24 protein-coding genes and 1 pseudogene are annotated in these 23,383 nt (G+C 30.3%); 3 read left to right on the top strand and 22 right to left on the bottom strand.

Annotated elements, in window-relative coordinates:
• Nucleotides 1-14 precede the first annotated feature (14 nt).
• A complete protein-coding gene (locus tag ABDZ93_RS01160) occupies nt 15-434 on the bottom strand; it encodes a HutP family protein (RefSeq protein ID WP_343822859.1) in 420 nt (139 codons plus the stop codon).
• A gap of 982 nt (nt 435-1,416) precedes the next feature.
• Here ABDZ93_RS01160 and ABDZ93_RS01155 point away from each other — a divergent pair.
• Nucleotides 1,417-3,087, top strand: coding sequence for a beta-propeller fold lactonase family protein (locus ABDZ93_RS01155; RefSeq protein ID WP_343822857.1), 1,671 nt, complete (start codon nt 1,417-1,419; stop codon nt 3,085-3,087).
• A gap of 39 nt (nt 3,088-3,126) precedes the next feature.
• Nucleotides 3,127-4,512: a beta-propeller fold lactonase family protein gene (locus tag ABDZ93_RS01150; protein ID WP_343822855.1), complete on the top strand. Its 1,386-nt coding sequence runs from the start codon at nt 3,127-3,129 to the stop codon at nt 4,510-4,512.
• A 311-nt stretch (nt 4,513-4,823) separates the two neighbouring features.
• On the opposite strand, the gene ABDZ93_RS01145 is transcribed toward ABDZ93_RS01150, so the two are convergent.
• Together ABDZ93_RS01145 and ABDZ93_RS01140 are read right to left on the bottom strand one after the other, a co-directional pair.
• Entirely contained in the window at nt 4,824-5,423 is a 600-nt protein-coding gene (locus tag ABDZ93_RS01145) for a nitroreductase family protein (RefSeq protein ID WP_343822853.1), read from the bottom strand.
• Between the two features lie 90 nt (nt 5,424-5,513).
• A pseudogene (locus ABDZ93_RS01140) lies at nt 5,514-6,107 on the bottom strand (pirin family protein); the annotation flags it as partial.
• 151 nt (nt 6,108-6,258) lie between these two features.
• On the opposite strand from ABDZ93_RS01140, the gene ABDZ93_RS01135 reads away from it, so the two are divergent.
• Nucleotides 6,259-7,869, top strand: coding sequence for a family 20 glycosylhydrolase (locus tag ABDZ93_RS01135; protein ID WP_343822851.1), 1,611 nt, complete (start codon nt 6,259-6,261; stop codon nt 7,867-7,869).
• 311 nt (nt 7,870-8,180) lie between these two features.
• Here the strand turns inward: ABDZ93_RS01135 and ABDZ93_RS01130 are convergent, their stop codons facing one another.
• The 19 genes from ABDZ93_RS01130 to ABDZ93_RS01040 form a co-directional block, all read right to left on the bottom strand.
• Nucleotides 8,181-8,783: a DJ-1/PfpI family protein gene (locus ABDZ93_RS01130; protein ID WP_343822849.1), complete on the bottom strand. Its 603-nt coding sequence runs from the start codon at nt 8,781-8,783 to the stop codon at nt 8,181-8,183.
• Nucleotides 8,784-9,092: 309 nt separating this feature from the next.
• Nucleotides 9,093-9,971: a sensor histidine kinase gene (locus ABDZ93_RS01125; RefSeq protein ID WP_343822847.1), complete on the bottom strand. Its 879-nt coding sequence runs from the start codon at nt 9,969-9,971 to the stop codon at nt 9,093-9,095.
• Between the two features lie 23 nt (nt 9,972-9,994).
• The gene (locus ABDZ93_RS01120; RefSeq protein ID WP_343822845.1) at nt 9,995-10,681 is read right to left on the bottom strand and encodes an ABC transporter permease subunit; all 687 of its coding nucleotides are present in this window, start codon (nt 10,679-10,681) and stop codon (nt 9,995-9,997) included.
• Entirely contained in the window at nt 10,674-11,606 is a 933-nt protein-coding gene (locus tag ABDZ93_RS01115) for an ABC transporter ATP-binding protein (protein WP_425544745.1), read from the bottom strand. The genes ABDZ93_RS01120 and ABDZ93_RS01115 overlap by 8 nt, the downstream gene beginning before the upstream one ends.
• 73 nt (nt 11,607-11,679) lie before the next feature.
• Nucleotides 11,680-12,342, bottom strand: a complete 663-nt coding sequence (locus ABDZ93_RS01110; protein ID WP_343822843.1) for a response regulator transcription factor — start codon at nt 12,340-12,342, stop codon at nt 11,680-11,682.
• A gap of 325 nt (nt 12,343-12,667) precedes the next feature.
• Nucleotides 12,668-12,835 (bottom strand): nucleoside/nucleotide kinase family protein, encoded by a 168-nt coding sequence (locus tag ABDZ93_RS01105; protein ID WP_343822841.1) that lies wholly within the window; start codon nt 12,833-12,835, stop codon nt 12,668-12,670.
• A 44-nt stretch (nt 12,836-12,879) separates the two neighbouring features.
• Nucleotides 12,880-13,569: an HAD family hydrolase gene (locus ABDZ93_RS01100; RefSeq protein WP_343822839.1), complete on the bottom strand. Its 690-nt coding sequence runs from the start codon at nt 13,567-13,569 to the stop codon at nt 12,880-12,882.
• 408 nt (nt 13,570-13,977) lie between these two features.
• The gene (locus ABDZ93_RS01095; protein WP_343822837.1) at nt 13,978-14,640 is read right to left on the bottom strand and encodes an HAD family hydrolase; all 663 of its coding nucleotides are present in this window, start codon (nt 14,638-14,640) and stop codon (nt 13,978-13,980) included.
• 135 nt (nt 14,641-14,775) lie between these two features.
• Nucleotides 14,776-15,237, bottom strand: coding sequence for a hypothetical protein (locus ABDZ93_RS01090; protein WP_343822835.1), 462 nt, complete (start codon nt 15,235-15,237; stop codon nt 14,776-14,778).
• A gap of 53 nt (nt 15,238-15,290) precedes the next feature.
• Entirely contained in the window at nt 15,291-16,025 is a 735-nt protein-coding gene (locus tag ABDZ93_RS01085) for an aminoglycoside phosphotransferase family protein (protein ID WP_343822833.1), read from the bottom strand.
• 573 nt (nt 16,026-16,598) lie between these two features.
• Nucleotides 16,599-17,051: a GNAT family N-acetyltransferase gene (locus ABDZ93_RS01080; RefSeq protein ID WP_343822831.1), complete on the bottom strand. Its 453-nt coding sequence runs from the start codon at nt 17,049-17,051 to the stop codon at nt 16,599-16,601.
• Between the two features lie 76 nt (nt 17,052-17,127).
• Entirely contained in the window at nt 17,128-18,078 is a 951-nt protein-coding gene (locus ABDZ93_RS01075; RefSeq protein ID WP_343822829.1) for a P-loop NTPase family protein, read from the bottom strand.
• Nucleotides 18,079-18,135: 57 nt separating this feature from the next.
• Nucleotides 18,136-18,561 carry a GNAT family N-acetyltransferase gene (locus tag ABDZ93_RS01070; protein WP_343822827.1) on the bottom strand — a complete coding sequence of 142 codons (426 nt, stop codon included), beginning with the start codon at nt 18,559-18,561 and terminating at the stop codon, nt 18,136-18,138.
• 362 nt (nt 18,562-18,923) lie between these two features.
• A complete protein-coding gene (locus tag ABDZ93_RS01065) occupies nt 18,924-19,364 on the bottom strand; it encodes an NUDIX hydrolase (RefSeq protein WP_343824489.1) in 441 nt (146 codons plus the stop codon).
• Between the two features lie 294 nt (nt 19,365-19,658).
• Nucleotides 19,659-20,117: an NUDIX hydrolase gene (locus tag ABDZ93_RS01060; protein ID WP_343822826.1), complete on the bottom strand. Its 459-nt coding sequence runs from the start codon at nt 20,115-20,117 to the stop codon at nt 19,659-19,661.
• A 101-nt stretch (nt 20,118-20,218) separates the two neighbouring features.
• Entirely contained in the window at nt 20,219-20,704 is a 486-nt protein-coding gene (locus ABDZ93_RS01055; RefSeq protein ID WP_343822824.1) for a hypothetical protein, read from the bottom strand.
• 267 nt (nt 20,705-20,971) lie between these two features.
• Entirely contained in the window at nt 20,972-21,475 is a 504-nt protein-coding gene (locus ABDZ93_RS01050; protein WP_343822822.1) for a hypothetical protein, read from the bottom strand.
• Nucleotides 21,476-21,798: 323 nt separating this feature from the next.
• Nucleotides 21,799-22,215, bottom strand: coding sequence for an OsmC family protein (locus tag ABDZ93_RS01045; protein ID WP_343822821.1), 417 nt, complete (start codon nt 22,213-22,215; stop codon nt 21,799-21,801).
• 85 nt (nt 22,216-22,300) lie between these two features.
• On the bottom strand, nt 22,301-23,155 hold the full coding sequence (locus ABDZ93_RS01040; RefSeq protein WP_343822819.1) for a class I SAM-dependent methyltransferase: 855 nt from the start codon (nt 23,153-23,155) through the stop codon (nt 22,301-22,303).
• Nucleotides 23,156-23,383: the final 228 nt, after the last annotated feature.

The following is a 23,383-nucleotide window of genomic DNA, read 5'->3' as shown; positions in this document are numbered from 1 at the left end:
GTCAACTATATAATTTATAAATCTGCTATTGATCTATGTCCAAGCCCAATCACTACTTCATTTAAATGAAGCAATCCTATACTAAGGAAAATGCATACACTTACATGCTCACCATGTCTTGCAACTCCAATTTTTCCGCCTACACTAAGACCATTTGCCTTATCTGCAACTTGCATTATTGCTTCTCTAGTAGCTCCTGCAATAGCACCATCATGAACATGGCAATCTTTAATTATCCCAGTTCTTTTAGAGGCAACTAAAGCTCTTTCTATGATTTTTTGAACAGATGAATTTAAGTTTCCACCAATATCTACTGCTACAGCTAAAACATTCTCTTTTTTAAATTCTTCTATAAGTTTTTCTTCTTCTTGTCTTGAAGATATAGCCATATTAATAGAAGCTTTTGCTATATCTATGCTATTCTTTTCTTTCATAAGTAAACCTCCCAAACAAGCTATTTATATAATGGTTTTTATATTTCAATAATTCTATAAATCGAAATAAACTTTTATATTTTACAACCTATTATATCACTAAGCATATATTTTTAAATAAAAAACGTAATTATATTAAAAAAGCATTACATCCAACAAAGGCTAGTGCTAATTTTTCTGATTTTATTCCAATAACCCTAAAATATAAGTGATTCGCCAACACGGTTGCTCAAATAAATGTTCTAAGGATGCTTAGTGCTAGCACACAGAGAATTTTTTATTTATGCTATTATTATATCAGACTTTGATTTAAAATAAACAATCAATTTTCTAGGTTTAACCACGCTAACTTACTTGTGAAACTCCACTCACATCCGTTTCCTGAGTAAATTCTGCTAACTAAATCAAAGATTTAGAGCATCACTTATGGTACGGTTCACCGTATCAATATTAAGTGAGGTTTTTCATTGTATTTGCTGTCAGCTTTCTCGAGAACATGTCAACCGTTTTTTACCAGTTTCGAGGTTTGAGGAAACATATCAACGATTTCCAGGTTCAAGATAACATATCAATAAAAGCCCTATCAAAACATCATAATAGAAAGTTTACACCCCTTGGAGCCCACTCATTAATTCTTTTACATATGGAAATTACTCCAGTTATGAAAAAGGAAGTTGGAGTAAATTAGGACTTAATTTCGACGGTATATCACTTGTAGACGAAACAAAAGTTATCAAAGATGCCCTTCAAGGCTTAGTTTAAAATTGCATTAACATAGAAGTAAACTACATTCTTCTTACAATAACTTAGCAGCGAGGTCGTTGGTTAATTATTTTATTCATTAACCTCTCATTTGCTTAAGGTTCATGAGTACCCTCTAAGATAATAAAATGCAAGTCAAAAAGTTTACTTATCAATTATTCACTCAATATTATGTACCCTCATATCTTGTACTAAGATATATTTTAAGGAGATGAATAACGTGTCTACTTTAGCTTATGTTTCAAACGCTAATAAAGTATCGATTATAGATACAAGCACTAACACAGTTGTAAATAATGTTATCATTGAACCCGCTGATAATTTTGCTAAACTTATTGCAATAACGCCGGACGGCAGATTTGCTTATGTTACAAATCAATACTATTTCGCAACTGTCATAGATACATGTACTAATTCAATTATAGCTACCATACCTGTTGGTAATGTTCCTACAGGTATAGCAGTAACGCCTAATGGGAGATATGTATATGTTGCAAATTCCGGTCTTGCAACAGCTACTTCAGGTTCTGTATCAGTAATAGACACAAATACCAACACAGTAGTAAAAACTATACCTGTGGGCAGAGATCCTATCGGTATTGCAATAACACCTGACGGAAGTTTTGCCTATGTAACAATTGGAAAGGCAGATAGTGTATCGGTGATAGATACTGCTACAAATGAAGTAGTGAAAAATATTACTGTGGGAGACTTGCCTGTAGCTATAGCAATAACTCCGAGCGGTAGCTATGCTTATGTTGCAAATCAGGGACAAAGCGCTTTAACTAATACAGTATCTGTAATTGATACAAGTACTAATACTGTAGTGGATACCATTACTGTCGGTATTGGACCTTCTTCTATATCAATAACACCAGATGGAAATTTTGCTTATGTTGCAAACGTTTTTGATAATAATGTTTCTGTAATAGATACTGACACAAATGAAGTGGTTCAAACTATACCTGTAGGTTCCGGCCCTGTGGGCACATCAATAACACCAGACGGAAATTTCGTTTACGTAACAAATTTTATTTCTAACAGTGTTTCTGTTATAGACACAACAATTAATGCAGTAGTAGATACTATCCCTAATCTCTCTAGACCTGTTGGTATAGCAACAGCAAATATTACTCCTTGCCCAACACCTTCAGATAAAATGTGTATTGAAACTACAAGAATTTTTGACTCATGTGCGTTTGAAGAACAACAGCACAAGACTTTTAACCTTCCAAATTCAAATGAATATCAGTGTATTCACTGTAAAGTTATAGAAACTAAATATAGCATATTAGATATAACTAAAACAGCTGAAGAGCAGGATTTAGTAAATGTAAACTTAAGAATAGAAGTAATGCTTGGTTTTATAAGCAATTGTTCTAATGACCCTGTATTAAAAAGAACAGTATACTTTGATAAGAATACAACCCTTACTGCTCCTGAAGGCTCTGATATATCCTGTGATATTAATAGTGCTACCTGTGAATGTGTTAAGTTAAATTGCGGTCATAAATTGACTTGTACTGTAGAAATAGCTGCAGTTGTTAAATCAAAAAAACTTGTTCAAATACAAATACCGTTTTTAGGCAACTGCCAATCAAAACAATGTTGTTCTTGTGAAGGAATATCAATTGCACCCGGTAAAAGTTTAACTCTATCAAGTGAACCATCTCAAATAAATAGGATTAAGTTTGCAGCAAAGACTAGTCATGGTATGACTTCTCAATTAGCAGCATTTCTCAATACAATACCATTTACCTCCAAAACTGTGACAGAGCAACTAAAGCCATTTGAAATAAATCTACCAGGTGGTCCATTCCCTGCTGAAAATATATCTCTTAGAAATTTAGGGAAATCAACCATCTATATTTACAAATTAACTACTGAATAATTTTCACAATAAGGCATGTAAAGAAAGGAGTGATTAATTATGCCAGTTCTTGCTTATGTTCCAAGTGTAGATGTGGAAGTAATAGATACAAGCACAAACACCGTTATTGGCACATTCGTTGCCGGTGCCAACCCATCAGGAGTTGCAATTACGCCAAATGGTAATTTTGTTTTTGTAACAAATAACTTTTCTAACGACGTTACTGTGGCCGATACAAGCAATAATAGACACATAGCCTACATTCGTGTTGGCGAATTACCAGAAGGTATAGCAATTACGCCAAATGGGAGATTTGCTTATGTTGCTAATATTTTTTCTGATAATGTATCTGTAATAAATGTTATTACACTTACAGTAGTAGCTACCATTCCAGTTGGCCATTTTCCAGAAGGTGTGGCAATATCACCAAACGGCAACTTTGCCTATGTCACAAATGCAATGTCTAACAATGTATCTGTGATAGACACCAGTACAAATACAGTGATTACTACAATACCTGTCGGGGCTTTTCCAATCGGCATAGCAGCATCCCCAGAAAACTTAATTTATGTTTGTAATGAAGATGATAAAACTATAAGTGTAATAGATTTTTTTACTAATAAAGTGATAGATACTATACATCTTAATGGTGTCCCTTCAAACCTGGCAGTAAGACCAAATAGACAGTATGTCTATGTTACAATAGGGGATTTGAATACTGTGGATATAATATTTACAGGTAATAATAGCGTAGTAGCTACGGTAGAGGTTGGATCCCTCCCTTCAGGTATAGCATTCACGCCAGATGGCAACTTTGCTTATGTTACTAACCTTGGTTCTAGCGACATATCTGTTATTGATGCAGCTTCAAATACGGTAGTAGATATAATACCTGTTTATGCACCAATGAATATAGCAATCGCGAATGTTCCTAAGTCCCCAACTCCTTCTCCTTCAGGTAAAATGTGCATTGAAACCACAAGGATTTTTGACTCTTGTGCGTTTGAAGAACAAAAGCAAAAGACTTTTAACCTTCCAAATTCAATTGAGGATCAGTGTATTCACTGTAAAGTTACAGAAACTAAATACAGTATATTGGATATAACTAAAATAGATGAACAGCAGGATTTAGTAAATGTAAAACTAAGAATAGAAGCAATACTTGGCTTTATAAGCAATTGTTCTAATGACCCTATATTTAAAAAAGTGGTATATTTTGACAAGGATATAACCCTTACTGCTCCAGAAAGCTCAGATGTAAGTTGTGACATTAATACTACTGCCTGTGAATGCATCCGGTCAAATTGTGGCCACAAGTTGACTTGTATTGTAAAAATAGTTGCAGTTGTTAAATCTAAAAAACTTGTACAAATTCAAGTGCCTTTTTTAGGGAACTGTGAGCCAAGTTCATGTTCTTCTCCATGTAACAATTCAACAACTGAGTGATATATTTTCAATCAATTATTTGAAACTATTAGACCGTAGGCTTTAATCTATATAAACCTATGGTCTTTATTATTTATTTTATAGCAGTTATCCACACTTCACTAACAATAAACAAAGAAGAATTTTCAATTTTAAAACATCGTCGATTCTAAGGTGATCTTATTATCTCGCATAATTCGTTACCAAAAATCATAGGGGGTCGTTTCCAACAAAAAAAGCAATTTTCAAAGTGTATGGAAACATAAAAACACACATTTGAAAACTGTAGCCCGATACTACTTACACTTGTGCAAAATATAATACATCGCAGCCTACTTGAATAACTTAATACGCTCTTCTAGTGGTTGGAACTGTTTTTCTTCTGGCTGTGCTGTTGGTTTTCCAAATGGCATTTGTGCAATCAGCTTCCAGTTGGCTGGTATACTCCATTCTTTCTTTACATCAGATTCAATAAGCTCATTATAGTGCTGTAATGATACTCCAAATCCTTCAATTTCCAATGCAGTCCAAATTACAAATTGATGCATTCCACTTGATTGCTGAGACCATATTGGAAAGTTATCTTTATAAGAGGCAAATTGTTGTTGAAGAGATTCGATTACACTATTGTCTTCAAAGAACAAAACTGTTCCGTAACCATTACAGAATGAATTTATTTTCTCTTCGGTAGAACTAAATTTATCAGCAGGTACCACCTTTCTTAATGACTCTTTTGTTATATCCCATAATTTATCGTGATGATTTCCTAATAATAGAACTACCCTTGCGCTTTGTGAGTTAAATGCTGATGGGGTATGCTTAACAGCATGGTCTATAATTTCTTTAATCCTAACGTCTGGAATCACAGACTCCTTGCTAATTCCATAAAATGTACGTCTGTCTGCTACAGCTTTTAAAAAATCTTTTGACATTTAAACATTCCTCCAAATCATATAAAATATTTCTTTGTTATTATTTGTAATAAAATTTAATATATCCGTGTTCAACATCATTTAAAACTATTAGTCTTGTTTATTCATTTCTAAAATTAAAATATGAGAAGTTTCTTTTGCTTTAATTAAAATATCTTCTTCAACTATTTCCATTCCATCTCTATTGGCTAATTCAATATTATTTATTATTGAATTTCCTTCTATTTGAACTAAATATGCCTGTCTTCCTTCCTTTACTTGAAAGTCGATCTCTTTATCTTTTTCAAGTTCTAAAGAATAAATATTCATATCTTGATTTATTTTTATCGGTACATTCCCATCTTTGCTTGAAACCATGTGAAGCCATTCATTATGTCTATTATTCCAGTTAAATCTATATTCCCCATAGTTAGGATATATCCTTTTTTATTAGGAAAAATCCATATTTGTAGTAATCTTAATATATCTTCCCCAAAGCTATGCTCACTATGATATACTCCTGTACCTGCACTCATGTATTGAACATGACCACGTGTAATAGTATTTTGGGTTTCCCATACTGTCTCCATGTGTAAGCTCACCATTAATTACATAGGATATTATCTCCATATCTCTATGAGGGTGAGTATCGAATCCAGTACCAGCCTCAATTAAATCATCATTTATCACTCTTAAAACTCCATAGACAAATATCTTGCATATCATTTTATGAGTAATTTATAGTATATACTATGTGTTTTAGGTTATAAAATAATAATGAGGTTTTTAGAGTGATTACCATATAATGTATGATAGAATAAACATATATTTTAAGTTATGTAAGGACGGTAAGTTAATGAAGGATACATATAATACGCATTGGAAGTTTATATCTATAATGATGATATTGCTAATACTAGTAATAGTTTCTTTCACAATGATTTTTAAAGGAAACAATGAAGCGCAACCAACTTTTGTAGTATCAACTAGTAATAATATTATTCCAAAGCCTCTAAGTTATGAAAAGGGTGAGGGTAAATTTATACTAAAAAAAGATGCTTCAATTTATGTAAAAGGAAATACTGAAGAAGAAACAGAAGAAATTAGTAAAATTGCAGAATTTATAAAAGGAAAATTAAAGATATCAACTGGCTTTGAATTAAATATTATTAAATCAGATGATCCTTCAGCTGGTAGTATTTATTTAACTACTATAGGCTCAGAAGAAGAACAAGGCAATGAAGGATATGAAATAATAACTACTCCTGAAAATGTTAAAGTTATAGCACATAAGCCAGAAGGACTTTCAAGAGGAGTTCAAACATTAAGACAACTATTGCCAGCAGATATTGAGAAAGATACTTTAGTTACTGATGTAGAGTGGAGTATTTCAGTTTCAACAATAAATGATAAACCTGAATATGGTTATAGAGGATTAATGATTGATGTGGCTAGACACTTTTTTACTGTAGATGAAATTAAACGTCAAATAGATCATGCAGCTCAATATAAAATAAATAAAGTTCATCTACATCTTACTGATGATCAGGGGTGGCGTATAGAAATAAAAAAATGGCCATACTTAACTGCTATAGGTGGAAGTACACAAGTAGGTGGTGGACCTGGAGGATATTATACACAAGAAGAGTTTAAAGATATAGTTAAATATGCAGCTGAACGATATGTAGAAATAATTCCAGAGGTTGATATGCCAGGGCATACTAACGCAGCACTGGCCTCTTATGGATTTTTAAATCCAGATGGTAAAAAGAGACCTTTATATACAGGCACAAGCGTAGGATTTAGTTCCTTCATGACCCATGATGAAAAAACATATGAATTTATTGATGATGTAATTAGGGAAATTTCTGAGATATCACCTTCAAAATATTTTCATATAGGAGGAGATGAAGCAGATAGTACTCCCAAGGAGGATTATGATTATTTTGTAGGTAGAGTATCTAAAATAGTTCAGAAGTATGGAAAAACTCCAATAGGCTGGGATCCAATTGATACATCTCCCAAAATAGATTCAAGTGTAGTATTGCAAAACTGGAAAGATTCCAATGAAGCAGCTAGAAAAAAAGAGATGCAAATGATTATTTCAATTGCATCCAAAGCTTATTTAGACATGAAATATAACGAGAGTACACCATATGGATTAACATGGGCAGGTTACATTCCTGTAGAAACTGCATATAGATGGGATCCTACTGATTATGCTCCAAAGGAGTTAGTTTTAGGGATAGAAGCACCATTATGGACAGAAACAATTGATAATACAAAAGCTATGGATTTTATGATATATCCAAGATTATTAGGTCATGCTGAAATAGGCTGGACACCTAAAGAGGCTAGAGATTGGATTGATTATAAGAGTAGGCTAGAGAAGCAAGGAGAAAGAATAAAAAACCAAGGAATAAATTACTACAATGATAGTAGTATATGGGGATCTAAAAAGAAATAATTAAAGTAGAGAATAAATAATATGTGTTAGGTACTGTATCATTAAATGTTATTTAATATGTATAATACTTGAAACAAAGTTATTTACATATATACTTACTCTGAAACTAAATATATTTCAAAATAAGTATATATCAAGAGAAAAATTAATTATAAACAGAATTCTTTGTGTATCTTTTTGTTTAAACTCCATCATAATTAAAGGCTGAAAGACAGATTTTATCTAGCTTTCAGCCTTTAAAAATTCTATAATTCCCTAAATATGTTATCAAATTAGAATTTATTTGTTTTAAATCGTGCTTATTTTTCTTATTAATCAATAAATTCTTCTGTAATATGAAATACAAGCTCTTCTTCACTGTATTCACGAGTCACTGGAGCAAAAATATCTTCAGCGCAGTCTATACCAACTTTTTTAGCAACTGCAACTGCGAATTCACGAAATGCAAATCCAATTGCAGTAATTAAGTTTCCATCTTCATATAAAGGTTTTCTAATAATATTTTCTCTTGGAACAACTGGATATTCATCCATAACTTCTTCAAATAATCCACAGCAGAACTTATGATTTTTTAATATCCCTGCTTTTCCAAGCAAAATTGGAGAGCTTGATATGCTAGCAATAATTATTTCTTTATCATCACAAAATTGTTTCAAAAACTCAATATTCTTATCATCATTTAATGCCTCTCTAAAGTCCCATATTCCAGGAAGAATGATGCAATCATAATCATCACGAGTAAATTCTGAAAATACTTTGTGTGGTAATATTGTAAATCCATCTTCACTATTAATTGGACTCAAGGATGATGCAAATACTATAATCTCTTTATTATACCACTTAAATAATTCTGTAAGACAACTAATCTCTTGCATACAGAATTGGGGGAATATCATGATAGCCGCCTTTTTCATATATATACCTCCTTCATCTAATAGAAATACCCTTAACTCAAATTTCTATTTATTTTATATTTAAAATGTAGATTAATAATATGTCATCTACTATAAAATATAACATTTTATATATATACTGTATATCAAAACCATTGATTCTATTGCTTGTAATACGGTATTTTCATTTATAAAAATAGTCTTAAGTAAGTTATATCAAGGTCTAAGACTATTAATCTTACTTGCTTGTGATATGGTTTACCTTATCAGTTTCAAATGAGGTTTTTATTGTATGATAATAAACTGGAATTTAGCACCTTGAAGTCATGCTCATTTTGAAAAACTTTTAAATAGAATTGAAATACTTAAAATATCATCTTTCAAACTTACGTCATTAACACATCCACCAATCTTTTCAAGAAGTATTTTCACAATAAATAACCCTAATCCAGTTCCGCTACAGTTACGAGATCTATCAGTAGTATAAAACCTATCAAACAAATACTTCAAATCAGCTTCCTTTAAGTCTGAAACACTATTTCTAATTGTAAAGATAATATCTTTTTCAAATTGATCAATCTCAATTACTACATAGCCTGTTGAATATTTTATTGCATTGGATATTAGATTCTGAACTATTCTTCCACAGGTAATTTCTTCTCCTTGAATTTCTATTTTCTTGTCTGGAAGTCTGTTATGGAAATCAATTTCATTCTCTTTTATCAAAGTATAATTAGAGATAACTGTATCAGTAACTATTTCAACGATATCTATTGCTTTTGTATCTATTTCATAGCTCATATTATCCCAAATAGAAAGCTCATAATAATTGTTTATCAGCTTATTTAACTCTTCAGATTTCTTTTTGAGAATATTAATATACTCTATTTTATCTTCTTCATTACAACCCTCTAAAAGAGTAAGATATCCTCGAATCGCAGCAAGGGGTGTTCTTAAGTCGTGGGATATATCAGAAATAGATTGTTTTAACCTATCCTCTCTATTTCGAATGGTTATTTCTAATTGCTTTTTATCTTGCAATATATTATTTATAGCCTCAGCTAAGTTTTCTGTATCCTTATCCCTTAATGTAATATTAATTCTTTCTTTATTTCGAAGACTAGCCTCAATTTTCCTCAGCTGCTTTTTTAGTAAGATAAAACGGATTGCCATATATATAATAATTCCAATTAACAATTCTTCTACCATATCTAATCCGTCCTTTCCTAAAATTAATGTATATCTTTTTTATTAAAATAAAAGCTGCAAAGTAAATATAACAGAATTGTTCCTACCATAAAACTAACTGTAAAAATAAATGGCACCACTCCTAAAGAACTATCTTTACTTGCAACAGTATATGATACCGTCTCCCACGGTAATTGAGATAATACGAGTATAAGTCCCATGACTCCTGCAGATAAAGTAATAGCTAAGCTTGATGTTTCTACAACCATACATATGAAAAATGGAATAGATACAAGGCATAAATCAAAAAATATTCCAGTTGCTATATAAACAATTATAAAATACCCTTCTCTACTATTAAAGACTTCTCCCCATCCATAAAAGATAGTATTTAAGCCTCCCATAACCATATAGTTTATCAATAAAATAATAATGCAAGCTATTATATAAGAAATGTATTTACTCATTAAAACCATTCTTCTTATATTACCAGATGTTAAAGCATGATTTATTGTTTTGAATGATAAATCTTTTCCTACGTTAGTAATTGCAAACAAAGTACATGCCATAAGTGAAAGCATTTCACGTCCTTGACTTGCAAAAGAAGATCTTCCACATTGCTTTCCAAAATACACTCCTATTACCCCTAGAATTATTAATACTATTGCACAAATTAATAATTCTTTACTATGCTTAAGCTTGTATATCTCTGCTTTTAAAAGATTATACATAGAAGTCACCTCCTATTACTTTTGTGAAGTATGACTCTAAGCTGTCACCTTTTATGGTGATTTCCTCAACTAAAATGTTATTTAGCATCAATACCTTATTTATTTGAGCACACTGATTGAAGTGGCCATATACCTTAATAATATTTTCATTAAAAACAGTATAATTATTAATTCCAAGTTCTTTCTCTAAGACAATGGATGCCCCTTTTGTTTCAGAAACATTTAAAAAGATATGTTTCTTACATCTATCATTTAGTTCATTTGAAGATATCTCTTCTATAATTTTTCCCTTATGCATAATTCCATAATATGTAGCCAACTTATGAAGCTCACTTAGAATATGACTTGAAATCACTATTGTAATACCTTTTTCAATATTTAATTTCTTTAAAAGCTGTCTTAATTCTAAAATTCCAGTTGGATCAAGACCATTTAAAGGCTCATCTAAAACTAAAAGCTCAGGCTCATTCAATAAAGCCATAGCAAGTGCTAATCTTTGCTTCATTCCTAACGAAAATTCCCTAACTTTCTTTTTCCTTGCATTATTTAAATTTACAAGCTGCAACACTCTCTCAATATCACTGATCCCTGGTATTCCTTTTTGCATACGTACTACTTCAAGATTTTGTTTTGCAGTCATGTCCATATATAGTGCAGGATTTTCAATGGTATATCCAATGTTGTTTTGTACTTCGCATAAGTGCTTCTCATCGGTTGCTCCAAATAGCTGAACCTCTCCCTCAGTGGGCTTTATCAACTGGGCAATTATTTTTATTAAGGTAGTCTTACCAGCTCCATTTTCTCCAATAAGACCATAAATCTCACCTTTTTTAATATTAATATTTACATTTTCAAGTGCTATATTGCCTTTATACCTTTTTGATAAATTTATTACTTGGCAAACAGTATCTGACATCTTTATCATCTCCCTTGCCTTCTATAGTAATGTTTACTTTATAAAAATATCTAAAGTAAATTCTAAAGAAACTCTAAAATAATTATCTTAGTTTATAACCCATGCCCCAAACCGTTTCAATTAAATCACTATTAGTCTTTTTTCTAATATTACTTACATGAGTATTAATAGTATCATTATCATAAGCATAAACTTCTCCCCAAACAGCTTCATAAAGATTCTTCTTAGAAAAGACTTTGCTTGGATATTTAACAAATAAATATAAAATTTCAAACTCCTTTGATGTGAGCTTGATAATGCTGTCATCAACCCATACTTCCTTTAAATCATAATTAAGTGTTATGTTTTTATAGCTATAAAGCAATTGCTCATTAACAAGTTTACCATATCTTTTTAAGTTTCTTTCAATTCGTGCTAAAAGCTCAGATAAATCAAATGGCTTCACTACATAATCATCTGCCCCTATTTTTAGCACATCTATCTTCATCTGTACACTTTCTTTTGCAGATACAACAATTATAGGCACATCAGAAAAAACTCTAATTTCTCTTAATACTTCATCACCACTTTTATAAGGTAACATAATATCAAGGATAATAAGCTCAGGCATTATTTCTTTTGCAAGTTTAAGACCTGTAAGTCCATTTTGGGCTATATAAGTATCATAATTATTTTTGTAGAGATAATCTGATATCATATTAGCTATTTCGGTATCATCTTCTATAATTAAAATTTTAGTTTTCATCTTTTACAACTCCTAAACCCTATAAGGATATATATAATCTGCTCTTATAACTTTTAATCACTTTTCTCTAGATTCTAGGTTATTTAAAATATAAATTTATTATAGCAATTTTACCAATAAAACTCTACTTATCAATATATACTCTTTATTACACATGATATTTTTCTCAAAAAATAAGGTAGGCTTTATTTTAATTTCCAAAATGTAAAATAGGGCATAAACACTTAATATCAGTATGCTAATATTTTTTTTAATTACTCGTCATAACATCTATTTCATGTAAATGCTCTTCTTTCAATTCTTTCAATTGTATTCCGACTGACTTTCACCTATTATCGTTAGGATGCTTTATGATTTTAGGGTTCCAATAATCATTGTTATCAATAATGATATCACTTAGAATCTTAGGGTTATATTTTTCAATATATAATTTTTGGATAGGTATATACTTATTGTTATACTTTTCAATAACATCTTTACCAAGTAAACTCAAATCTCTCTTTGCCGCTCTTTTTAATACTTCATCAAAGGAAATATCTATAAATATTCGAAAATCAAAATATTGATTAAGCGGCTCTCTATAGAGCAGTACACCTTCAAACTAATAATCCTATAAATATCTGATGGATTATCTGCAATAAAATCTGAATTTTTATAATCATCTCCACCATAGCCATATGATACTCCTACAGATAAGCACCTAACTGCATCAGCTGCATCAAAGTCTATAGAGGTATCTCCAACTATAATGGCACTGCAGTTTGCATTTTCATCTAGTATTTTCTTTATAATTTGAAATTTTTCTAATCCCTCAACTCTTGATTTTTTAATTTGAAAATATTCCTCTATATCAAAATGAGATAATATTTTATTCATATATTCTCTGCTGCCATTAGTGCAAATTCCTAATGTATAGCCTTCATTTTTAAGATCACTTAACATATTTTTAACGCCTTCATATAGCTGTGCTGATTTATCAATTAGCTTGTCCTCATAAGTTCTAAACTCAGCTCTAATACGTCGAACTTCGTCTTCACTTAAATTTTCCCCAAATAACTCTCTACATATCGTAGCTGAGGGTTTTCCTATAAGTTTAAGAAGCCTTTCTCTGTCAATTGGTTCCATTTTTCTAGATATGCAGGTATGATGTATGGCATCTATAAATACTGTATCTGTTTTAAATAAAGTACCATCTAAATCAAAAATAATAATTTTGTAAGTATACATATTCTTCACCTCAATATAAATTTATAATTTGTTTATCAATCATGTAGATATATATTCCTAAAATATTTCAAGGATATAACACGTACAATTTAAAAATACAAAAATATCCTACAAAAGTGCAACAACAAAGTGAAATCAATTATTATCATTTTTTACATTATTAGTATAAATTAACATCATGCGTATTTCAATATATATTTATTTATGTAACCTGCTTAAGCAGTTATAAACTAAAGGATGCAGTTTTGTACTTACCCTTGGTTATTTTGCTATCTTTTGAATTACAAAACAAAAATACCGAATATTCACGTTGAATAATACGGTATTATGAATAAATTATTTAATTATACTTTAACATAATAGCACCTTACATTAAATTAATATAATATGTTAAATGAACTGTTTTACTCATATTTTCATAAGTTCAGATATATTATTAATAATGTATTTAGGTGTATATTGCTTTAAATTCCATGCTTCTCCATGACTTAACCAAACAGATGTTAAACCAGAATCAATTGCTCCTTTTATATCAATTATAGGATTGTCTCCAACAAATAGAGTAGTTTCATTCTTTGAATTGATTTTAGACAACGCAAGATGAAATATTTTAGGATCAGGCTTTCTAATATCAATTTCTTCAGAAATAATGATGGTTTTCATATACTTTCTAAAATCTAATTTATCAATTTTTGTATTTTGAAAATCAGAATTCCCATTTGTTATAATCCCCATTTTTATATTCCTATCTATAAAATAATCTAAAACATTATATAAATTAGGCATGGGTTCAGCACATTTTGGGAACTCCACATTCCAAAAATCAATTAATTCCTTTAAGTCAGGTTTATATCTCCATAAAACTCTGTCTTGTAATTCTTTAAACATTTCTTCTCTTGGTTTATATCCTTGTTTATCAATTTCAAAAAAAACATCTTTAATGATTGCTATACTATCATAGTCCAGTACTTCAGAGTATTTTAGTTTAAAAAGGTCTACAAACTTAGATAATGACCTGTTTCTATCATGTATTGTATCATCCAAGTCAAAAAGTATTGTATCAAAAATCATATGTTTTACTCCCTTGATTATAATCAATATTAACAATATCTAGTCCACAATTTCCAAGCGATTCACATTTTATTCAAATTACACATTAACCGATAAACTAATTAGACATCCACAGCTTAATGTGATCCATTCCCCTTACTGTAACTCTTCTATAATCTTTTTAATATCAAATTCTTTATCTTGGATTTTATAATACTTTCCTATAGATTCAGGTTTTTCTTGAAAACCAATCACATTATCTTCATAAAATCTAATAGAAAATACTTCTTTAGTATGAGTATTATATTCATCTTCTTTATATGTTCCAATAAAATTAAGACTATATTCAGACTGATCCTTAGGTATCTTAGCTTTTTTTAAAGACAAATCGTCAATTATACTGATTAATTTATCTACCTTACCATCTTCAGTATTATCTATCCAAGTTGAAGAATCTATGGAGTCAAAATCTTCAATGTTTACTTGTCTATAGGTATAGTCATAATTGTTTTTTGAAATTAAGTTCTTTGAAGGAAAAAGATATGGTATGTCAATCCATACAATTATAGCAATGACAATGGATATAACTATTCCCAGAATGATTTTTTTCTTATTCACTAATAATCCTCCTTATTTTATGGTAGTAATAATCTATAATTGTCTACTTTTAACTATTCTTCAGGGCATTCACCCACTCTAGCCTCAATAATAACTGCTAGATAATCCTGTATCATTTCTCTTGTAACATTCATTTGCATAAGATACAAATCTGCCAATGTTTTCTTAAATCGTAAGAGCATTTCTCTATCGCCTACTTCTATCGACACAGGTGTATATTCCACCAGAAATACAGTTCTTGCAACATCATATAAAAAATCTCCATGACACACATTCATGAAATCTATAACCATTGTATGTCCATCCGATATTAAAATATTACCTGGATGGAAATCACCATGACAAAGTGTATTTCCATCCATTAGTTTATCTAGCATTTGCAATACTTCTTCTTGTTTCTTCGAATTAGCTTTTGGTGAATTTACTATATTACATTTTAAGAACTCCTTGTAATTAGGTACATTAATAGTCCTATTCTTAAGGATTGCCTTATGTAGCTTTGCCATATATACTGCACATTCCTGCACCTTACCTGTTCTCATAACCCAATCCAACAAGGATTCACCCTCTACTCTGTCATATATAATACCAATTCGCTCTTCTAAAAAAATAGTTTCATATGCCTTTGGTTTTGAAAAATCCATATTTCTTATTGCCTTCGCATTATGAAACTCTCTTTCTACCGCTTCTTTTGGATAACCTTGATAGAAAAGCTTAAGCACCTTGCTTTCTTCCCATTCATATACAGTTGCCGTATTACCTACGCCAATTATTTTTCCATATTTCATTTATTTTTCTCCTAATCTTTCAAAACATTAACTTATCCATTAATCTTCATTTTCATTATTAAAATCATATATAGATATATTTATGTGCAATTTATAAGATTAAGTAAATTTATTTTTAACAGTCTGTTAGACTTTATGAGTGATAAATAATAGTCAAAAATGGCTTATTTCAAGGTATAAACCATTTTTGACTATTATTTAATTCATCATATAAGAATATTGAATACTAATTCATATTACCCTTAATCCCTTAGCACAAAAGCATAAAAATATATTAGCCAGAAGGTCTTTGTGCTTTATGTTTATTGAAATAAGACCAACTAATTATCGTGGCACTATCTCTACCGTTTTGTTCGTGTACTTCTTTATGAACTTTTGATATATTTTGAGGTACATCAATATTCTCTGTAAAAACCTTATATAAGCATTTCGTATCTTCAAATGGTCTGTTAGACTAAATTGTGTATATATGCTCACTAATACAGGTAGTCCAATTCGAACTACCTGTGTTAATATCCAAATTGAGAAAAGTGCCCAATGAACTCAACTTCACATTATTCTCATTTATATCCATTACATATCTTTTTCAAATACAACAACTTTAACATTTCCATCCATGAATTCTCCTGTGACTTTGAATCCACATTTCTTGTAAAAATAGTGATTTCGTTCTTTATCTGCAGGAGTTTCCAATGACCAATGTTTTGCATTTGGGAAATAGGAATCTAAAAAGGCTATTGCTTTTTGTCCTAATCCTCTATTTTCATATTCTGGTATTACACAAAGTCCACCGAGGTGGTACTCTCCATTTTGTCTATCTGAAACTATAATATCTCCAACAATAATGTCATCTACTAAAATCTTAAACGTTATGGCATTTTCTATCGATGATTTCATGCTTTCATAACTTCTATTATATCCTGGGCATTCTCCATATTTTTTAAAATCCGAATAAAACGCCTTGTTTTGTATTTCTATTAAATCATTTGTGTCTTCGACAGTTACTCTTGCTATTTTTATGCCCATTTTCAATCTCCTTTCTGTAATATAACCAATCTTTAGTTAATATATATTTACTATTAAGCATCATTCACTATTTTCCTTACTCTATTTTAGAACAGAAATAGGTATTCCTATCAATAAAAGTGTAGTCAAATCCTTTTACCTTTCCTTCTTTCAACCTAAAATTAAGTTCCATCGGAATCCCTTTAATCAAAAACTTAGTTTCAGACCTTGCGCTAAGTTTATAATCTTTCCAATATGTACCCTTTAAAACTAATAAGTTATCTTCAAAAAATATCTCTAAATTTTCACCTTTAGCCGGGAATTCCTTGGGGACTTGGTATTTACCAACATATATTTTCAAATTCATATTTTCATTATGATAATGATTTTGAATCGTATAGTCTCCTAACCATGATAAAACTACATTTTCAGTTGTAATCCAATTATCTTCCGTCACATCAATCTGTAAGATTGGAAAATTAATTAAAGGCATTAGTTCAAAATAAAGCTTCTGGGCATCAGAAAAATATTCAACCATACCTTTAAAACCAACTCGCTTTCTAGAATATTGATAAGGTCCTTTCTCAATCATACCAATAGTCATGTTAGTCCATTGATTACCTCTTCTCTCACAAGCTCTTCTAATAATAGTTTCAGTATCTCCTTTTAATAAGATAATCTGAGGACTTAACTTTGACAAAATCATATTTAGCTTTTTAAAATAGTTATTAATTTTTTCCTTAGAGAATTCTAGATTCATTAAGTAAAGTGTATAGCTAAAGAAAGAACTTTCAATTATAAATGTATGTTCTGACTCTTCTATTGTATTTATTAAATCTTCCCAACAGCTAACAAGAGCATCGATAATATCTTCATCACAATTATCATATTTCTCCCAAAACCTATTAAACTGAATTGCATTATGTTCATATTCATCTATCCAGCGAACAGATTCTCCGTTTAATTGGAGTTGCTCACATATATATTGGGATATAGTTGATTTCCCCGTACCCGGCTGACCTTCAAAAAATATTACTTTACTATCCATAAAGACCTCCAAAAATATAGAACTCATAGTAATTCTAAAATACCGTATTATGAAAAGTTATTTTATAACTATCTCCATTTCCATACCAGACCCTTCGTATTCATGAGGACGGGTACGAAATCCCAATTTCTCATAGAAGGCTTCCTTACCTTTCGCACACATAAGACATACTGAAACCTCTGTTCCCGACAAACTGTTTTCTTTGATATATTGAAGCAGTCTACTAACAATTTCTCTCCCAATACCACATCCTTGATATTTAGTTAGGACAAAAACATCGTTTATATACCAATATATTGCTGCATCACCAAGTATCCTACCCATTGCAACAATTTCATTATCTTTCATTGCAACAATAGAATAAATTGTATTTAACAATGATTTTTCCCATTGTGCCTTTGGGTCTTCATCCCAATTCATTTTCCTTTGAAACAAAATCACATCTTCCGCTGTAAGTATATTCTCTTTATAAGTAATATTCATGTATATCCCCCTAGCTTAATATAAATAATCTTCACGTTGCCTCTCAACATAAAATTCCTATTTATATGTATGAATAAATAAAAAACTAATGCACTTTATAATACTATTACGATTTAAATCCCTATTGTTATATACATATAATAGCATATATTCCAAAACTACACTATTCAATTTTCAAAGATAATTATATAAGAATGTAGTATCGTACTACCCCTTGGTTATTTCGCTATTTTCTTGAATTGCGCATTAAAAAATACCGTATATTCATATTTGAATAGTACGGTATTTCACTACTATAATATATTAAGTTTGCTCTTTTAATCTCCCCTACAAATTGGAAGTTGTCGGGCTTTGTAGTATGCTCATTTTGTTGATTGCCACTTTCGCTCTGCAATAGAAAAACAATCCCGTAGTATTGGATAAGTTAATTGATCCGGCAAACAATCGAACAATCCTATTTTTCCCATCTCACTGTAATTTGGCAAATCACCTATATTCTGTACAATTGCAAAATACACTTGCCCATTTCCTTTGAAATGCCAACCATTCTGTATACCGTTTATATAATAATCACATAATGGTTCAATAATAAATTCAACAGCTCCGGTTTCTTCATAGAGTTCTCTTTTTGCAGCCTCTAACGGTGTTTCACCAAGTTCAATATGACCACTGGGATGTTCCCATGTATCTCTTTCTTTATGCATACAAAATATCCATTTTCCATTATATATTGCCATTATATCAGCTGAAAAGTAATCCCCAAGTGTATTAAAAGGATAAATTTTAATTTCTATTATACTCACCTCCAAACCTAATACAACTAATCTTCTCAACAAATTCCTATTTATCGAGCTGTTTATCAATCAACTGGCTCGTATAATAATAGAATTATGAGTTAATTGTAACATATTTTGTAAATACCGTGCTATTCAATTTTCAAAGAACGAATTTTCTTAACTAATTCGCAATATCTACAAATTGCATAATATCTTTGAATTATGATATAAAAATACCGTAAAATTCACCTCTGAATAATACGGTATTTTCATAAATTATTCGATTTTATTTTTAGGGAGCTATTTATATCTTTTACAGCTTTACATTTCAATTACTTCACTATATTGAATGTCATTTCTATAATTATCAAGAACTATTTTTCTGATATCAATAATTTCATTTGGAAGATCATCTATTTTAAACCATCTCAATTCTGAGCATTTATCTGGTTCTATGATTTTAGGTATACCATGATACTTATTAACGACAAAATAAATATCATAATAAGTTCTTCCTCCAGTATTGCTAACACGATGAGATAGATGAACAAAAGATAAATCTTTAATTTTCACATCAATCCCTAACTCTTCTGCACATTCTCTTACAACAGCCATTTTAGCCGTTTCACCTTCATCCACATGTCCACTTGCTGCTATATCCCACTTATCGTCTTGATAACCAGTATTTTTTCTACGATGCAATAAAATTTGTATAGTATCATCCTTCTCCTGTAAAATAATTGGAAATATTGCCGATAATGACTTAAAATGTTTTCCCATTTTTCACCTCTACAAATTATTAATAGTTTCTTAAATATAAACCCATAGATATATGGTAACATATTTTGTAAATACCGTATTATCTCTCCTTATAATTTTCATTACAAGTTGGAGGGTGATTTTAATTTAATCGGTATAAACGCTTCCATTTGTGCCCATCCTTGTGCTTTTATAATCTCTGGTGGTGTAATAATATGTCCCATAGCATAATGATTTTGACGGATATCTAGTTCGAAAATATCAGAATTCTTAATATATTCCAAGGCTTGATTATATAACTTACCACGTGTTTCTTCATCTCCATCTTTGAAGAAATAAGTTACATAGTACCCGCCTTCAAAATCAACAACTTCGTTACTGTCATCATCCATATCATCACTCAATGCCCACCACCATACTAGGCCTTGTTTTTCTTCATCAAAACATAAAAAATCTCTGGGCATAAAACTATCTCGTTCAGATAGATTAATTGCAGAAAAATACCTATTGAACTTCCCTAAAATACCATTAGGGGAAAAGTTATATTCTTTATCTATCCCAGATGACGCTGCTTTGAACGGTGGCAATGATATTATTCTAAAATCCATAAAAATACCTCCTGTTATTTTTTATCCACTGATTTAAACACGCTTACTTTGACCATATTATAACATATTTCCCAACACCGTACTATTCAATTTTCAAAGATAATTATATAAGAATGTAGTGTCGTACTACCCCTTGGTTATTTCGCTATTTTCTTGAATTACGAAATAAAAAATACCGCATATTCAGTTTTGAATAATATGGCATTTAAATTGATATTTTATATAATTAAGTCTACTACTTATCTTTCCCCAAAAGTGTAGTTGCCTTTACTTTCCAATAAATGTTACAGATCCATTATCTCCACTATAAGGTGGTGCTCCTTTAACTGTTACATAACAAATTATTAGTTTATACTCTCCCCCTTTAGGAATATCTTGGCTAAAAGTTAATACAAATGTTTTTGCTGAACCATCTTTGGAATTAATTTTAACTAAGTTATTAGTAAGTGAATTATTTTTATTCACCTTATCATTTTTACCAAGAGTAGCTATATATTGGGGTTTAACATTCTTTGTATCTTGAACCCAGTAATTAGTTGCTTTTGTTCCCAAATCCATATCAACATCCATGTCATAGCTTATTTGAATTTGATTAGGGGAGATTTGTTCAACCTTCACTAGTTTAGGAATCGGAAACTCTTTACTATTGATATCCACTAAAGAATTAGTAGACCCCTCAATAAAATATTCAGCACTTGCTTCACTACACCAAAGCCACTGTGACATCATTAAAGTACATACAACTAAAAAACAACTTAAATATTTTTTCATAATTACCTCCTAATTATATCTAATTATTGTTGCAAAATTATCTTTCCCCAAATTCATTAGATATATTAATCCAGAATAATTTATTCAAAACCATACTACTCAATTTTCAAAGATTAATTATATAAGAATGTAGTGTTGTACTACCCCATGGTTATTTCGCTATTTGATTGTAATACAACATAAAAACACCCCAAAATTCAAATCATGAATAATGAGGTGTTTAAGTAAATTGTTTGTTTTTTAGTTGTGAAATGAAAATTACTGTTGATAAACAATTTATAAAAAGTGTATTACTCTTTATAAAATTGTACACTTTATATTTTTTATTGGCATATTATCTTATACTCACAGCTTATGTCAACATTATTCTTTACCATATTCCAAACAGGACATAACGACTCTTCCATTAGTTTTATGGTCATTTCAATCTCATCGGTCTGTACGTCTTTTGATGCAATTTCAAATATTAAATGTATACTTTTAAAATATGTCGGATAGGTTTCTCGTCTTTCACCTGAAGCAATTACTTTTAATTCAGATACATTTTTGTTCATCCTCCTAAGCAATAAAGCTAAGGTCATCCCACTGCAGGTTGCCAGGCTCATAAGAAATAGCTCAAGTGGAGTATACCCCTGACCATCCACAGAATCAATAATTATCTCATTATTATAACGTGATACCCCTGAAAATTTTACCTTGTCATTTATCAGATCTGCTGTTACTGTCAAATTATTGTTCAAAATAAAACCTCCTAAAATTTCGTTTATATTATTTGAGAGTATTTCATAATTTACTATTATTCTACATTATATATTAGTAATTATATTATTTATTTAAATATAATTTTTCCCCAAAGGAATATAGAACAAACTTTGTATGATGTATGCCTTCTGCTTGTTTCATTTCTCTAAGTTTTTCAAAAACTTCTGATTTAAAGTCTTCTAGCACATCTTTTGGTATCTTTTCTAGTGTTCTTATAGCACCATGAGTCCAAAGTTTGTCCCACCATTCTTGTTCATCTTTGTATATAAAAACTTTTTCTTCACTTATAACTTGTATGTTTTTAAATCCAGCTTGGTCTAAAATTTTATACAAACCTTCTTCTGTATCAAATTCAGGAATATCCTCTGCTTGATATTCATCTAGTTCATCTTCAGATACAGGTAAATATTTATCAAATAATTCATTTAACCACATAAATTTTTCATCTTTTTTTCTAAGAAATGTAGTGAATGAGAGTCGACCACCATTTTTTAGCACTCTCATGAATTCATGAAAGGCAACTTTATAATTTGGTAAGAAAAATACTCCAAATCCACAGAGTATATGCTGAAAAGTTTCATTTACAAATTCTAATTTTTCAGCATCCATTACCATTACTTGTACATTTTTTACACCTCGGCGTTGCATTTCTAAATCAATTTCATTAACCATTCCTTCTGCTATATCAATACCTGTGACCTCTCCACTCTTTCCAACTTTCTCTGCTGCTGAAAAAAGTGAAGCTCCTTTTCCTGATGCAACATCTAAAACTCTTTCGCCTTCCTTTATATCTGCAAATTCAACCAATCTCTCTCCAAAGTATGTAAAGTATCTTGGACCACTACCATCAAAAACTGCTGATACCTTATTAAATGTATTAGTTATGTCTTTTTTTATTTCTATACTTTTGTTTTCCATCAATTTCTCTCCCAACAAATAAGTTAATCAATTATTTTTTAATACTAAATATATTTAACTCATACTATATAGTCTAAATCTCCATCATAAAAATACAAATCACTAAATATTAGTTCTTAAAACTTACAATTATTATCTATAATTTAAATATTATGAACTTATTATAGCATAATTACAATAAAATGTATGTTTGTATATAAAAATAGCCTTGATTTTTAATCAAAGCCA

The sequence above is a fragment of the Clostridium subterminale genome, from assembly GCF_039521425.1.
Lineage (GTDB): Bacteria > Bacillota > Clostridia > Clostridiales > Clostridiaceae > Clostridium_J > Clostridium_J subterminale.
Note: the sequence above shows the minus strand (reverse complement) of the source record. Positions and strands in the feature narration are given on the sequence as shown.